This is a genomic window from uncultured Sphingomonas sp. (assembly GCF_913062585.1).
Lineage (GTDB): Bacteria > Pseudomonadota > Alphaproteobacteria > Sphingomonadales > Sphingomonadaceae > Sphingomonas.
In genome coordinates this window covers 1-15339 of record NZ_CAJXWX010000033.1, presented here as the reverse complement: position 1 = coordinate 15339, position 15339 = coordinate 1, and the positions used below count along the sequence as shown (strand labels likewise).

10 protein-coding genes are annotated in these 15339 nt (G+C 66.9%); 6 read left to right on the top strand and 4 right to left on the bottom strand.

From position 1 onward, the window contains the following. The first annotated feature begins 57 nt into the window (after positions 1-57). A complete protein-coding gene (locus QZ546_RS16595) occupies positions 58-1143 on the top strand; it encodes a lactonase family protein (RefSeq protein WP_294240024.1) in 1086 nt (361 codons plus the stop codon). 315 nt (positions 1144-1458) lie between these two features. On the opposite strand, the gene QZ546_RS16590 is transcribed toward QZ546_RS16595, so the two are convergent. Then, positions 1459-3789 carry a TonB-dependent receptor gene (locus tag QZ546_RS16590; RefSeq protein ID WP_294240022.1) on the bottom strand — a complete coding sequence of 777 codons (2331 nt, stop codon included), beginning with the start codon at positions 3787-3789 and terminating at the stop codon, positions 1459-1461. A gap of 369 nt (positions 3790-4158) precedes the next feature. Here QZ546_RS16590 and QZ546_RS16585 point away from each other — a divergent pair, with 369 nt between their 5' ends. Beyond that, the gene (locus tag QZ546_RS16585) at positions 4159-4803 is read left to right on the top strand and encodes a DUF47 domain-containing protein (RefSeq protein ID WP_294240018.1); all 645 of its coding nucleotides are present in this window, start codon (positions 4159-4161) and stop codon (positions 4801-4803) included. A gap of 10 nt (positions 4804-4813) precedes the next feature. After that, positions 4814-5827: an inorganic phosphate transporter gene (locus QZ546_RS16580; protein WP_294240016.1), complete on the top strand. Its 1014-nt coding sequence runs from the start codon at positions 4814-4816 to the stop codon at positions 5825-5827. 412 nt (positions 5828-6239) lie between these two features. On the opposite strand, the gene QZ546_RS16575 is transcribed toward QZ546_RS16580, so the two are convergent. The 3 genes from QZ546_RS16575 to QZ546_RS16565 are packed head-to-tail and all read right to left on the bottom strand — an operon-like array spanning position 6240 to position 12123. Beyond that, entirely contained in the window at positions 6240-7661 is a 1422-nt protein-coding gene (locus QZ546_RS16575; RefSeq protein WP_294240013.1) for an efflux transporter outer membrane subunit, read from the bottom strand. Further along, the gene (locus QZ546_RS16570; protein WP_294240009.1) at positions 7658-10861 is read right to left on the bottom strand and encodes a CusA/CzcA family heavy metal efflux RND transporter; all 3204 of its coding nucleotides are present in this window, start codon (positions 10859-10861) and stop codon (positions 7658-7660) included. Before QZ546_RS16570 ends, QZ546_RS16575 begins: the two co-directional genes overlap by 4 nt. Beyond that, on the bottom strand, positions 10861-12123 hold the full coding sequence (locus QZ546_RS16565) for an efflux RND transporter periplasmic adaptor subunit (RefSeq protein WP_294240007.1): 1263 nt from the start codon (positions 12121-12123) through the stop codon (positions 10861-10863). Before QZ546_RS16565 ends, QZ546_RS16570 begins: the two co-directional genes overlap by 1 nt. Before the next feature lie 259 nt (positions 12124-12382). Between QZ546_RS16565 and QZ546_RS16560 the strand changes: the two genes are divergently transcribed. The 3 genes from QZ546_RS16560 (at position 12383) to QZ546_RS16550 (ending at position 15235) form a co-directional block, all read left to right on the top strand. Next, positions 12383-12538: a hypothetical protein gene (locus QZ546_RS16560; protein ID WP_294240004.1), complete on the top strand. Its 156-nt coding sequence runs from the start codon at positions 12383-12385 to the stop codon at positions 12536-12538. A 443-nt stretch (positions 12539-12981) separates the two neighbouring features. Next, positions 12982-13617 carry a YoaK family protein gene (locus QZ546_RS16555; protein ID WP_294239999.1) on the top strand — a complete coding sequence of 212 codons (636 nt, stop codon included), beginning with the start codon at positions 12982-12984 and terminating at the stop codon, positions 13615-13617. Between the two features lie 112 nt (positions 13618-13729). Next, positions 13730-15235, top strand: coding sequence for a CoA-acylating methylmalonate-semialdehyde dehydrogenase (locus tag QZ546_RS16550; RefSeq protein ID WP_294239996.1), 1506 nt, complete (start codon positions 13730-13732; stop codon positions 15233-15235). Positions 15236-15339: the final 104 nt, after the last annotated feature.

The window sequence follows — 15339 nt, the reverse complement described above, 5'->3', positions numbered from 1 at the left end:
AGGTCATTGCCTTCCCGCCCCCTTTCGCGTTCAACGGCCGCCAAAGGAGAGGGCGGCATGACGACGACACGGCGCGAGGTGATGGCGGGGGCGGTAGCGGTCGGGCTGGGTGCCGCGACGCCCGCTCTGGCGCGGACGCCGGGGCGCGATCGGCTGATCGCGGGCACCTATGCCAACGAAGGCGGCAAGGGCCTCTATCCGATCGTCGATGGCCGGGTGGCCACGCCCGTAACGGGGATCGTCAACGCCTCTTATGGTGTCGGCAACGGACCGGGCGGCGCCTTCTACCTGTTGCGCGAACAGGCCGAGGGGCGGGTGACGGGCTATGGTCCCGGCTGGAAGGTCCGGGGCGGCGCATCGACCGGCGGCGCCGACCCGTGCCATGTCGCGCTGGACCGGTCCTCGGCGTGCCTGGCGGTCGCCAATTATTCCAGCGGCTCGGTCGCCTTCTACCGGCTCGACCGCAAGACCGGTGCGCCGGGCGAGGCGCAGGTCTTTCAGCATCACGGCCACGGCCCGAACACCGCGCGGCAAGCGGGGCCGCACGCCCATTGGGTGGGGTTCAGCCCGGACCGGCGCTGGCTGCATTCGGTCGATCTGGGGGCGGATGCGATCTTCGCCTATCGCTTCGATCCCGCAGCCCGGACGCTGGCCGAGCCGGTGGTCGCCTGGCAAGCGCCGGCGGGGGTGGGGCCGCGGCACATGGTCCACCATCCGACCCTGCCGCGTGCCTATGTCGCCTGCGAGTTGCAGACGCGGCTGTTCGTCCTCGACGCGCTGCCCGACGGCCTGTTCCGTGACGCAGGCGAGCGGACTCTGGTGCCCGAGGGTGGTCCTGCTTCCTATGCCGGGCATATCGCGATCGACCGGGCGGGGCGGACGCTCTACGTCTCCAATCGCGGGGCGAACAGCATCACCGTGTTCCGCCTCGACGCGAAGGGCGAGCCCGAGGCGGTGCAGCATGTACCGACCGGCGGCAACTGGCCGCGCTTCTTCCTGCTGCGCGAGGGACGGGGGGAGATGCTGGTGGCGAACGAGCGGTCGGGGACGGTGAATGCGTTCCGGGTCGGTCCGGATGGGCGGTTGATCGCGACCGGGCGGAGTGTTGCGATTCCGGGGGTGGTGTTTTTGGCGGACGTTTGAGGCGGAGACGAGACTGCACCTCTTGCGGCTCCCCTCCCGCAGGCGGGAGGGGATGGGGGAGGGCCTGGCCACGAGCTACATCGCCTGTGGCCGCGCCCCCACCCCAAACCAGTTTCAGGTAAACGATGCCCCGCATCGTTTAGGTCATGCCGGTGGCATGACCGACCTGAAACTCCCCTGCCGGGAGGAGGGACTTAAATGCGGCTCGCTGGTCGTTTGGCCCCAGCGCCGCCGCTCATACTGGACGGACGACGGGCAACAAAAAGCCCGCCCCTCACACGGAGGGACGGGCCTTCTCATCAATCGATCACCCGATCAGCGATACTTGCCGCTGAACGACACACCGATGATGCGCGGTTCGTTGAACACGGCCGCCATATAGTTCTCGATCACGCCCTTCAGATTTTTCTGGTTCGTGATGTTGCGGGCGAAGACCGACAGGCTCCAGTCGTCGTTGGGCGCCGAATAGCCGATGCTCAGGCCGCCTTCGAAATTGCCGTTCGAGGTGAACTCCTTGGTCCGGTACAGGACGAAGTTCGTATAGCCCTGCAGGTTCCAGTCAGTGGAAATGAACGCCTTGCCCTGGTTGGCCAGAGGGATGTCGTACTTGGCCGCCAGGTTGACGTTATATTCCGGCGCGTTGGGCAGCGGGTTGCCGTTGATCGGCACGAAGAAGGTCGCGCGCGTGCCCGTGCCGAGCTGCGCCACCGGGCCGTTCAGCACGGTGCAGACCATCACGCCGTTCAGGCCGCAGGTCTGGACCCGGACGTTGCGGTCGCGGATTTCCGAGTGGAGCAGGCTGACGCCCGCCGACAGGGTCAGGTTGCGCACCGGCAGCCACTGCGCATCGGCTTCCAGGCCGTATGCCACCGCCTTGTTCGCGTTCAGCAGCACGCCGTTGCCGTCCGTGTCGTTGCCGTTCAGCTGGATGTTCTTCACGCGATACGCAAAGGCGGCGGCGTTCAGGCGCAGCGTGTTGTCGAACAGCTTCGACTTGACGCCCGTCTCGAACGACAGGTTGGTTTCCGACGTGGCGGTCGAGAAGCGCGAACCGAACACGGCCGAGCGCGCCTGGATCGTCGGGCCACGGAAGCCCTGAGCCGCGCGGACATAGACGTTCACGTTCGGATCGACCGCATAGAGCGCCGACACGTCCCAGCTGGGCTGGGTATCCGACAGGCGCACGTAGCGCGGGTTGTTGCCGAAGGTGCTGACGCCCGCGGCCGACGCCGGGTCCTTGATCAGCGTGGTGTGCTTCGTATCCTGGCTGACGCGGCCACCCGCGGTCAGGGTCAGGCGATCGGTCGCCTGATAGCTGACCTGGCCGAACACGCCCCACGAGGTGTTGACGTCGTGCAGGCGCGCCCAGTTGTTGGGGTTGGTGCCGGTGAAATAGGCGCGCTGGTAGAAGTCGGTGATGTCGCGGCTGTCGAAATAGATGCCGCCGAGCTGCCACTTGAAGGCGCCCGTGCCGGTCGAGGCCAGGCGGACTTCCTGCGACCACTGGTCGAGCCCGCGCACCTGACCCATGCTCAGGCCATAGCCGTTCGCCACGCCGTTGAACGGATAGTTCGTCGCGGCGCCGCCATCGGTGTCGCCCTTGCTGTACCCGGCCGTCGTCTCATAGGCGGTGATCGAGCTCAGCTCGGCGCCACCCAGATCCCAGCTGGCGCGCAGCGAGGTGCCCTGCGTGTCGTAGGCCTGCGGGTTGTTCTGGCCCTCGTCATAGGCGACGCGGTCGCGCGGCTCGGCCGAGGCGTCGTTCGAGCCCTTCTTCAGCGCGGCGCGGTGGAACAGCGTCGAGGTGCCGTCATACCAGCGGGCATGGCCGGACAGGTTGAACGACAGCGTGTCGGTCGGCGTGAGGAGCAGCTGGAGCCGCACGTCGCGCTCGGTGAAGCCGCCCATCGCGTCGTTCTTCGGGGTCAGGGTGCGGTCCAGGCTGGTGCCCGAATAGGTGTTGTCGACCCAGTTGTCGCGGTGCTGGACCAGCGCCGACAGGCGGAAGGACAGCAGGTCGCGGATCAGCGGACCGCCGACACCGGCGTCCAGGCTCATCGTGTTATAGCTGCCGATCGACGCCGTGGCGCGGCTCTGGAAGCTCTGCGTCGGCTTGATCGTGTCGAACTTGATGATGCCGGCGGTCGTGTTGCGGCCGAACAGCGAACCCTGCGGCCCGCGCAGCACCTCGACCTGGTCGACGTCGAACACCGGGTTCGACTTCAGCACGACATGCTCCAGCACGACATCGTCCTGGATGATCGACACGGGCTGCGACGCGCCCAGATAGAAGTCGATATTGCCCAGGCCGCGAATATAGAAGCGCGGGAAGATGCGGCCCGTGGTGGTTTCCGCATACAGGCCGGGGACGCGGCCCGACAGCGCCAGGATGTCCTCGCCGCCCTGCTGGAAGGTGCGCAGGTTCGATCCGCTGACCACGCCGACCGACACCGGCACGCGGTTCAGATTCTCCGAACGACGCTCGGCGGTGACGGTGATTTCGCCCAGGCCCTGATCGGGGCCGTTGTCGGCCGGGGTGACGGCACCCTGCTCGGCAGTAGCGGTGGTCTGCGCAATCGCCGGCACGGCCGCCAGCGTCCCCCACGCGGCGCCCAGCAGCGCCGCGGTCTTGATAACGGATTTCATATGTTCCCCACGTTCCGAGGGGCGGTTCGCGCCGCCCGACTGATTAATTTCTCCCGGTGCGAGCGGCGGTTAGTGATGCATTATGGCGCTCGCGTGACAGAGGTGATGCGCAAAAACCACAATGGCGCCTGAATTTACGGGCAGGCGATGCCCATGGCCCGACCCCTCCGGCGGGGTCGCTCTGGACCCCTGTGTCATGGAGTTGTAACCCGGTTTTGCTTGACGGAGGGCCTGCGTCTGGTCAGGGGGGCGGCGTTCGTGCCATCCTCGGTTCCTGACCCCTTGACGGTCCGGCGTTTCGCCGTGGCCCGATCGGTCATGGCCTGAAGACGTGTACGTTATCGGATCACTATCGGGGTTTACCGACTGATGTTCGCCTGGTTCCAACGCCTCCTGCCGAAGACGGGGAATTTCTTCGAGCTGTTCGAGGCGCAAGCCGCCACCATCCTGGCGGGGGCCGAAGCCACCGTCCGGCTGTTCGACACACAGGGCAATACCGCCGACGAGACCGCCGCGGTCGCCGCGCGCGAGCATGACGCTGATGAGATCACGCGACAGGTGCTGACCTCGGTCCGCTCGACCTTCCTGACGCCGTTCGACCGCGCCTCGATCACCTCGCTGATCGGCTCGCTGGACGACACGATCGACGAGATGAACGCGGCGGCCACCGCGATCGGCCTCTATCGCCTGACCAACTTCGCGCCCGAAATGCGCGAGATGGCGGCGGTCGCGGCCGAGGCGGCCAAGCTGACCGTCGAGGCGATGCCGTTGATGCGCGACGTCGCGCGCAACGGCGACCGCCTGCACGCGCTGACCGAGGAACTGGTCCGGCTGGAGGGGCGCGCAGACGACATCCATGCGGCGGGCCTGAAGCGCACGCTGGACGAATGCGGCGAGCGCGACACGCTGCGCTTCGTGATCGAGAAGGAAGTGTACAAGCATCTGGAGCGCATCCTCGACGCGTTCGAGGATGTCGCCGACGAGATCGACGGCATCGTCATCGATCACGCCTGAGGCGCGGATCATGCACGAACTCGCCTTTCCGCTCCTGGCCGGCCTGATCCTGGTCGCGCTGGCGTTCGACTATCTCAACGGGCTGCACGACGCGGCCAATTCGATCGCGACGGTGGTCGCGACCCGGCTGTTGTCGCCGGTCGCGGCGGTCGGTTTTGCGGCCTTCTTCAACTTCGCGGCCTATTTCCTGACCGTCGCCTTTCCCAGCCTGCACAAGGTGGCGGAGACGGTCGGCAAGGGCCTGATCGCGCAGGACGTGGTGACGCCCGCCGTCATCTTCGGCGCGCTGGGCGGGGCGATGGCGTGGAACGTCATCACCTGGCTGCGCGGCATCCCGTCGTCCTCCAGCCATGCGCTGGTCGGCGGGCTGGTCGGTGCGGGCATCGCCCATGCGGGCATGGGTGCGGTCCAGTGGGCGGGTCTCAACAAGACGCTGATCGCGATCGTGCTGTCGCCGATGCTGGGCATGATGCTGGCCATGCTGGTCATGCTGCTGAGCAGCTGGGCTTTGCGCCGGTCGACGGCGGGGCAGGCGGAGCGCAGCTTCCGCGCGCTGCACCTCGTCTCCTCGGCGGCCTATTCGCTCAGCCACGGCCTGAACGATGCGCAGAAGACGATGGGGATCATCACCGTCCTCCTCTATTCGACCGGGCGGCTGACCGGCCCGTTCGAGGTGCCGCACTGGGTCGCCATCTCCTGCTATGTCGCGATGGCGCTGGGCACGATGACCGGCGGCTGGAAGATCATCGAGACGATGGGCAGCCGCATCACCAAGCTGTCGCAGCATCAGGGGTTCAGCGCCTCGACCGCCGGCTCGATCGTGATCTTCTGCGCCTCGGCGCTGGGGATTCCGGTGTCGACCACGCACACCATCACCGGCTCGATCATCGGCGCGGGTGTGGCGCGGCGGGCGTCGGCGGTGCGATGGGGCGTGGCAGGGAATGTGGTGATCGCCTGGATCATCACCATTCCGGCTTCGGCCGTGATGGGGGCGGGGTTCTACCTGCTGACCAGGTTGTTCTGACGAAGGGGAGGGCGAAGGTCCTCCCCTTTTTCGTTGGGCGAAATCCCACCCTCCGTTCGGCCTGAGCGAAGTCGAAGGCCACGGGATTCGGTTCGCGCAGAGAGAGCCTTCTCCAGAGCGGCCCCTCAACATTCTTCTGTTCCCCGGCGAAGGCCGGGGCCCAGTTGCGATGCGCCGTCGACGACGGGCGGGTCTTGCCTCCCACGCACCGACGCAGCGCGCCTTCAAGTCTATGACAACTGGGCCCCGGCCTTCGCCGGGGAACAGAGCAGTATTTGGGGCGGCGTTATCTCAAAGAACGCGATCTCTGCGCCTTCCGCGCCTCCGCGCGAAGCGAGGCCCATGGCCTTCGACTTCGCTCAGGCGGAACGGAGGTGAGGGATGAGCGGTGTCAGCCCAGCCCCGTAACCCCTCAAGACCCCGTAACCGGCCCCCCGGCGGCCTGGAACAGCGCAACCGTGTCGGTCATCCGCGCGGCCTTCGCCTGGATCAGCTGCGACCGTGCCTGCGCGTCCGTCGCGGTCGCGTTGAGCAGTTGCAACGTCCCCACATCGCCCAGCGCCAGCTGTCGCCGGGCGAAGGTCAGCGCCTGGCCCGCCGCGTTGCTGGCCCGCTGCGCGGCGTCCAGTGCCTGCGCGTCGGTGGACAGGCCGGTCAGCGAATCCGCGACATTGCCGAACGCCTGGAGCACCGCCGCGCGATACTGCGCCTTGGCGCCTTCCAGCGCGGCTTCCGCCGCCTTTTGCTGGTGGCGCAGCGCATTGGCGTGGAAGATCGGCTGAGTGATCCCGCCGAGCAGCGCCCAGAAGGGATTGCCGCTCTTGAACATGTCGCCGAAATTCTGCGCTGAGCCGCCGGCATTGGCCGACAGCTGGATGCTGGGCAGGCGCGCAGCTATGGCGGCGCCGACATCTGCCCCTGCGCCCTGCAACTGCGCCTGTGCCGCCAGAACATCGGGGCGACGCTGGACCAGCTCGGATGGCACGATGGCGGGCAGTTCGGTCGGCAGGGTCAGCTGCGCCAGCTCGGGCAGGGGCGGCAGCCCCGATCCCGCCGGGCGGCCGATCAGCGTCGCGATGACGGTGCGCTGGGCGGCCTCGGCGCGGACGAGCGGGGGCAGGGCGCCCTCGGCGGTCGCCAGCGCGGCCTGTTGCGTCGACACATCCGATGCACCCACCGCGCCTAGCCGCTGCCGCTGTTGCAGCGCACCCAGGATGTCGCGGTTGACCTGCACCGCCGTCTGCGCGGCGGCGATCTGGTCGGCCAAGCTCGCCCGCTCGATCAGTGCGGTGACGAGGTTCGCCGCCACCGTCATCCGCGCGGCATCCAGCTGGTGTCGCTCCACTTCGGCGCGCGCTGCGGCGGAGCGGACCTGCGCCCGGTTGCCGCCGAACGCGTCGACGTCATAGGAGACGCTGACCTGGGCGGTGTGCAGCGTGTAGAGCTGCTGGTTCTGGTCGGCGACCGCCGGGGACAGCGCGTTGGACACGCGGGTCCGCTGCGCCTGGTAGTTCACGCCCCCTTGCGGGAACAGCAGCGAGCCACGCGTCGCGCGCGCCTGTTCCTGCGCCTGACGCAGCGAGGCCTCGGCCACCGCGACGTCGTTGTTATGCGCCAGCGCCTCGGCGACCAGCGCGTCGAGTTGAGCATTGCCGAAGGCGTGCCACCACTCGGGCGCGATGGTGGCGGACACCGTCTGCGCCGGGCCGCTGGTGGGCGCGATCACCGGCGCCGGGGTCAGCGGCGGCAGGCTGGCATGGGCGTCCAGGTCATGCGGGCCGACTGCGCAGGCCGAAACGCACGCCAGCAGCGGCAGGGTCAGGAAACGCTTCATGCCGGGACCCCAGAGTCGGAGACAGTGTCAGAGGTGGTATCGCCCTGGTCGTCGACCATCGGGTCATGCTTCTTCTTGCGCTGCGACAGGGGCAGGCGGGTCGAATAGCGGCTGATCAGCACCGGCAGGACCAGCAGGATCAGCAGCGGGGCCAACGTCATACCGCCGACCACGACCAGCGCCAGCGGCTTCTGCACCTGGCTGCCGATGCCGTGCGAGAGCGCGGCGGGCAACAGGCCGATGGCGGCCACCAGACAGGTCATGACGACCGGGCGCAGGCTGTTCTTGACGGTGGTCGCGAGCGCATTCTCGCGCGGCGCACCCTCGTCGATCGCATTGTTGAACGTGGTGACGACCAGAATCCCGTCCATCACCGCGATGCCGAACAAGGCCACGAAGCCGATCGCCGCCGAGATGCTGAACGCCGTGCCGGTCAGGGCCAGGGCCAGCACGCCGCCCACGATCGCCATCGGGATCGCGGAGAAGGCAAGCAGGCTGTCGCGCATCGATCCGAAATTGGCGTAGAGCAGCAGCAGGATGAGCACGAGGCTGATCGGCACCACGATCTCCAGCCGGGCGATGGCGTTCTTCAGGTTGTCGAGCTCTCCCGCCCATTCCAGGTGATAACCCGGCGGCAGGTGGACATTCTGGTTGATCCGCGCGCGCGCCTCCTCGACCGCGCCGCCCAGGTCGCGGCCGCGCACCGAGAACTTGATCGGGACGTAGCGTTCCTGATGCTCGCGATAGATGAACGAGGCACCGCTGGTCAGCTTGACGTTGGCGACCTCGGACAGCGGCACCTGGATGGTCCCGTTGCCGTCGGGCGAAGGCGCGCCGATGGTGATGTTGCGCACCGATTCCAGCGAGTCGCGCTGGGCGGGCTGCAACCGCACGATGATCGGGAAGTGGCGGTCGGTGCCGGGTTCGTACAGATCGGCGGACGACTGGCCACCGATGGCGGCGGCCACCGTCTGGTTGATGTCGTCGGGCGTCAGGCCATAGCGGGCGGCCTTGGCGCGATCGACGTCGATGCGCACGGTCGGCTGGCCCAGGATCTCGAACACGCCGAGATCCTCGATGCCCTTCACCTTGGCCATCTGCGCCTTGATCTGGTTGGCCAGCTTTTCCAGCGTGACCAGATCGGGGCCGAACAGCTTGATCGAATTGGCGCCTTTCACGCCCGAAGCGGCTTCCTCGACGTTATCCTCGATGATCTGCGAGAAGGAGAAGTCGACGCCTGGATATTTTTTGGCGAGCTTGGTCGACAGTTCGTCGATCAGCTTCTCCTTGGTCATGCCCGACGGCCAGGTGTCGAACGGCTTCAGCGGGACAAAGAATTCGACGTTGAAGAAGCCGGTCGCGTCGGTGCCGTCGTCCGGGCGGCCATGGGCGGACAGCACCGCCGTGGTCTCCGGATAGGACGCGATGATCTTGCGCACCTCGTTGGTCACCTTCTCGCCCGCCTCGAGGCTGATCGAGGAGGGGAGGGTGGCGCGGATATACATATTGCCTTCTTCAAGGTGCGGCAGGAACTCGATGCCCAGCGACCGCACGCCGACGAATGCCAGGCCCATCATCAGCACTGCGCCGCCGATCGTCACGATCTTGTTGCGCAGCGCAAAGGACGCAGCGGGTTCATAGACGCGGCGCAAGCGGCCGACGATGAACGTCTCGGTCTCGGCCAGCTTGTCCGGCAGCAGCAGCGTCGACAGGACCGGCGCGACGGTGAAGGTCGCCAGCAGGCCGCCGGTGATGGCATAGGCGTAGGTCTTGGCCATCGGGCCGAAGATGTGACCTTCCACCCCGGTTAGGGTGAATAGCGGCAGGAAACTTGCGATGATGATGGCAGCGGCGAAGAAGATGCCGCGGCTGACCTCGGACGAGGCGCCCAGCACCGCGCCGAAGCGGCTGGCCATGGTGTAGCGGCCCTGGCCGTTCTCCACGGCCGCCGAACGCTCGACCATGTGGCGGAAGATATTCTCCACCATGATGACGCACGCATCGACGACCAGACCGAAGTCGAGCGCACCGACCGACAACAGGTTCGCACTCTCGCCCTGGAGCACCAGGATCAGGATCGCGAAGGCCAGGGCGAACGGGATGGTCGCCGCCACGATGATCGCCGAGCGCAGATTGCCGAGGAACAGCCACTGTAGCGCGAAGATCAGCAGGATGCCCACCACCATGTTTTCCATGACGGTGTGGATGGTCAGGTTGATCAGGTCCGAGCGGTCATAGATCCGCTCCAGATGCACGCCCGGCGGCAGGATGCCCGAATTGTTGATGTTGGCGACCTCGGCCTGCACGGCCTTGATCGTCGGCATCGACTGGGCACCGCGCTGCATCAGGACGATGCCCTGCACGATGTCATCGTCGTTGTTGTACCCGGCGATGCCCATGCGCGGCGCATTGCCGACCTTGACGGTCGCCACGTCCTTGATGAGCACGGGCGCGCCGCCCGCCTCGCCGACCAAGACATTCTGGATCGCGTCGGGCGACTGGATCAGGCCGATGCCGCGCACGATCGCGGCCTGTTCGCCGAAGTTGATCGTCTGGCCGCCGACATTGCCGTCGCTCTTGGACAGCGCCGCCAGCACCTGCGCCACGGTCACGCCATGGGCGTTCAGGCGATTCTGGTCGATGACCACGTCATAGGCGCGCAGCTTGCCGCCCCAGCCGGTCACGTCGATCACGCCCGGAATCCGCTTGAAGCGGCGCTGGAGCACCCAGTCCTGCAGCGTCTTCAGGTCCATCACCGAATAGCCCTTGGGCGCGGCGATGCGATAGCGATAGATCTCGCCCACCGGCGAGGTCGGCGACAGCGTCGGCTGCGCGCCACCGGCCAGCGGCGGCAACTGCGACAGGCGGTTGATGACCTGCTGGCGTGCCTGTTCGTTGGTGTAATCGTAGGTGAACTGGATCTTGATGTCCGACAGACCGAACAGGCTGATCGCACGGATCGCGGTCAGATGCGGGATGCCCGCCATCTGGACCTCGATCGGGATGGTGACGTTGCGCTCCATCTCCTCGGCCGACAGACCTTGGGTCTGGGTGATGACCTCGACCATCGGCGGGACGGGGTCGGGATAAGCTTCGATGTTGAGGTTGATGAAGCCGATGACGCCAGCGACGATCATCGCGAAGAACAGGCCGACGATCAGCAGTCGCTGACGCAGCGCAAAGTCGACGATGCGGTTCATTATTCGCCGATCCCCGCTTCGTTGACGAACAGCGCGCCCGAGGTGACGATCTTCTCGCCCGGCTTAAGGCCGGAGGTGATGGTGACGAGGCCGTTCGCGGAGTCGCCGGTCTGCACGTCGCGCGCGACCAGCAGACCGTCGGGACGCATGATCCAGACGCGCGCATTGTCGCCTTCATGGATGACGGCGGCGGCGGGGACGCGGATCGCCTCGCCTGCGTTCATGTGCTTGATCGCGAAGCTGGCGAACATTTGCGGCTTCAGCGCCTTGTCCGGGTTAGGAATTGAGGCGCGGACGGGCAGGCGGTGGGTCTGCGGGTCGAGCGCGGCGCCGACCAGGTCGATGGTCGCGTGGAAGACGCGGCCGGGAATGGCGGGCGTCGTCACCTCGACGGGATCGCCGACGCGGACATTCTCGGCATCGCTCTCGGCCACCTGCGCGACCAGCCAGACGCGCGACGGGTCGGTGATCGTCATCACCGGCTTGTCGCCGCCCTGCGACACATATTGGCCGGGCGCGACATCGCGCGAGGCGACGACGCCGCTGATCGGCGCGTGCAGCGTGGTGATGTCATGGATGCCGGAAACCTCGCCGACATTCTCCAGCCGGTTGATCTCGCCCTGCGACTTGCCGAGGATGGCCAGCTTGTCGCGTGCCGCGCCCAGCGAGGCGGCGGCGGTGCGTGCGGTCGCCTGCGCGGCGGCGAGGTCGGCCTTGGCCTGCTGATAATCCTTCAGCGCGCCGCCGGCGGTCTCATAGATCTGCTGCTGGCGGTCGGCGTTGCGCTGCGCCGCGATCAGCTGCGCCTGCGCATTCTGATAGGCCGCGCGCGCCGAGAACAGCCCCGCACGGGCATCCACGAAGTCGCTGGTCTTGATCAGGAGCAGCGGCTGGCCCTGGCGCACCACCTGGCCCGCATCGGCGAGTACGCGGACGACCTGGCCCGCATAGGGCATCAGCACCGGCGTGGAGCGGGTGGCATCGACCGTGATCGCCCCGGTCGCCATCGTCTGGTCACCCGATGCGCCCAGCCCGACGCGCATCGTCGGCATCGCATCCAGCTGATCCTTGGACAGGCGCAGCGTGCCCGGCGGGGGCGGGGGCGGGGGAACCTCTTCCTTGTGGGTCAGCTTGCCGATGACCGTGATGAGGATCAGCACGCCGATCACCACGGCGGCCGCCATCCCTACCCAGCGCCATTGCTGTGCGGAGGACAGGCGGCGGGTTTCGGGTAGCGTTTCGTCGGCAGGATTGACGTGCATCGTCTTCTTTCGGCGCGAAGGGCTGAATGTATCTTCGGCCGATAGGAGGAAATCCCTGACGCATCCCTTACGGGAACCTTACGAGACGTTCATGATCGAGGCGGATCGGCAGGGGGCGAGCGCCCTTGGATGCGGGACGATCCATGCATTTCAACGGCTTGCCGGCAGCGGGCGGCTATGACCGGACTGTCACGTGTTTTGGAACAAAAGTCACGGTTCGTCGTTCGATTCGAACGGTTCGACAGAGGGAGGGTGTTTTATGGCCAGTCACATGCCGCCACCGCGGATTTCGGACATGCCGCGCGAACAGCGGCTGGACGCCCTTTATCGCCGGGCGGCCGAGGATCGGGCGCGCTATATGGCCATGCGGTCGCGGCGCCCTGGCCTGCTGGACCGGCTGATGCACCTGTTCTGACGGACGGATAGGGAGTTCCGAAGGCCTCTCGAAATCTGTCACAGCCTTGCTTTTCCCTCTCCCTTTGGGAGGGGGACAAAGATTCACTGAAGTTCGATCCGACCTACCGGCCGGTTTGGCGGGATCGCGGATGAGGTGTGTGCGCAGGTGATTGCTTGGTGCGCGCCGTCCGGGGACGAAGGCGTCGTTCCCGCCGGAGGTCGCTATGCCCGATCGCGATCAGGACGATGAGCAACGAGGACAGCGCCGAGACGGTCAGCCAGATTTCCACCAGAGCACCCGCCATTCCGCTTTCCCATCCCATGCTCGTCCGACCACGTGCCCAATCATGAGCCGCCCCAACGCCCCGCCGCGCGCTCCGATCCCGCCAAGATGATTTTTATGGCGCACTCGCCGAGCCATGACGGTGGCCATGGCGACGACCTGCGTGATAGACCGATGCCATGATCCGATCCGACCGACGCACCTGGCCGCTGGCGGCGGGGCTCGCCATGATGGCGGGTTATGTTGACGCGATCGGCTTTCAGCATCTGGGTGGCTATTTTGTCTCGTTCATGAGCGGGAACGGCACGATGCTGGCCGTCCGCCTGATCTCGCCCTTTGGCGACATGCCGGGCGGGGCCGCGATCCTGGCGACCTTGCTCCTCCTGTTCGTCGGCGGAGTCGTGGTCGGAACGCTGATCCGGCTGATCCTGCCCGTCGCAGGCCAGGCGGTGGTCCTGTTGTTCGTCGCGATCCTGCTGGGCGGCGTCGCGTTCTGGGGCGGGGCGACCGCGCCTGCCATGGTCGTGGCCATGGGGGCAGCCAACGCCACGTTCGAACGCGGCGGAGAGGTCAGCATCGGCGTCACCTATATGACCGGCACGCTGGTCAAGATCGGCCAGCATCTGGCGCAGGCGATCGCCGGGCGACAGGCCTGGGACTGGGTGCCCTATCTGGTTTTGTGGAGCGGTTTCCTGGTCGGCGCGGGACTCGGCGCCTGGGTATTTCCGCTCTGGGGCACGCGCGCCCTGCTGATGGCATCGGTGGCGGCGCTGGTCGCGTCGGGCGTCGCCTGGCGGTGGCGTCCGGCGGTCTGACGTAGCGGCGGGCGGCTTGGTCGCTTTTCTGAGGACCCATCTTGGATTTCAATGCAGAGCAATATAATTACAATGTCGAGAGTCGGGCATCAGACCCGGGACAGGAGAGATTATGCGCGTGATCGACCATCTGGTCGCTGGCGGCGAGACCGCAATCGACACCTCGAACGCCCGTCTGGGCGATGTCTTCGACCCCAATAGCGGCCAGGTCCAGGCCCGGGTTGCGCTTGGCGATGCCGCTTTGCTGGACCGCGCCGTCTCTGCCGCGCAAGCCGCGCAACCCGGCTGGGCCGCGACCAATCCGCAACGCCGGGCGCGCGTGCTGTTCCGGTTCAAGGAACTGGTCGAGCAGAATATGGACGCGCTGGCGCACCTGCTCTCTTCCGAACATGGCAAGGTGATCGCCGATGCCAAGGGCGACATCCAGCGCGGGCTGGAGGTGATCGAGTTCGCCTGCGGCATCCCCCATGCGCTGAAGGGCGAATATACCCAAGGGGCCGGGCCCGGCATCGACGTCTATTCGATGCGGATGCCGGTCGGCATCGGGGCGGGGATCACCCCGTTCAACTTCCCCGCGATGATCCCGATGTGGATGTTCGGCGTCGCCATCGCCTGCGGCAACGCCTTCATTCTGAAGCCGTCCGAGCGCGACCCGTCCGTCCCGGTGCGCCTCGCCGAACTGATGCGCGAAGCGGGGGCGCCCGAGGGTATCCTGCAGGTCGTGCACGGCGACAAGGCGATGGTCGACGCGATCCTCGATCATCCGGCGATCGGCGCGGTCAGCTTTGTCGGATCGTCCGACATCGCGCACTATGTCTACAGCCGCGGGGTCGCGGCGGGCAAACGCGTCCAGGCGATGGGCGGGGCCAAGAACCACGGCATCGTCATGCCCGACGCCGATCTGGACCAGGTGGTCGCCGACCTGTCTGGCGCGGCCTTCGGCTCGGCGGGCGAGCGGTGCATGGCGCTGCCGGTCGTGGTGCCGGTGGGCGACAAGACGGCGGATGCCTTGCGCGAAAAGCTGATCCCGGCGATCGACGCGCTGCGGGTCGGCGTCTCGACCGATGCGCAGGCGCATTATGGTCCGGTGGTGAATGCCGCGCACAAACGCCGTGTCGAGGACTGGATCCAGACCGGCGTCGATGAAGGCGCGGAGCTAGTCGTAGACGGGCGGGGCTTCAAGCTGCAAGGCTATGAGGAGGGCTTCTTCATCGGCCCGTCGCTGTTCGACCGGGTGACGCCCGCCATGCAGAGCTATCGCGAGGAAATCTTCGGTCCGGTCCTGCAGATCGTCCGCGCGCCCGACTTCGAGACGGCGGTGCGCCTGCCGAGCGAGCATCAATATGGCAATGGCGTCGCCATCTTCACCCGCAACGGCCACGCCGCGCGCGAATTCGCGGCGCGGGTCGAGGTGGGGATGGTGGGCATCAACGTGCCGATCCCGGTGCCGGTGGCCTATCACAGCTTCGGCGGCTGGAAGCGATCCGCGTTCGGCGACGTGAACCAGCACGGCATGGAGGGCGTCCGCTTCTGGACCAAGGTGAAGACCGTGACGCAGCGCTGGCCCGATGGCTCCGCCACGGGCGAGAACGCGTTCGTGATTCCGACGATGGCCTAACAGCACGCCCCTCCCGCAGGCGGGAGGGGATGGGGGAGGGAAGGGAGTCTCACCGAGACCATCGCCTGCGGCAGGGGGCCCCCCCCCCACCCCCCCCCCCCCCC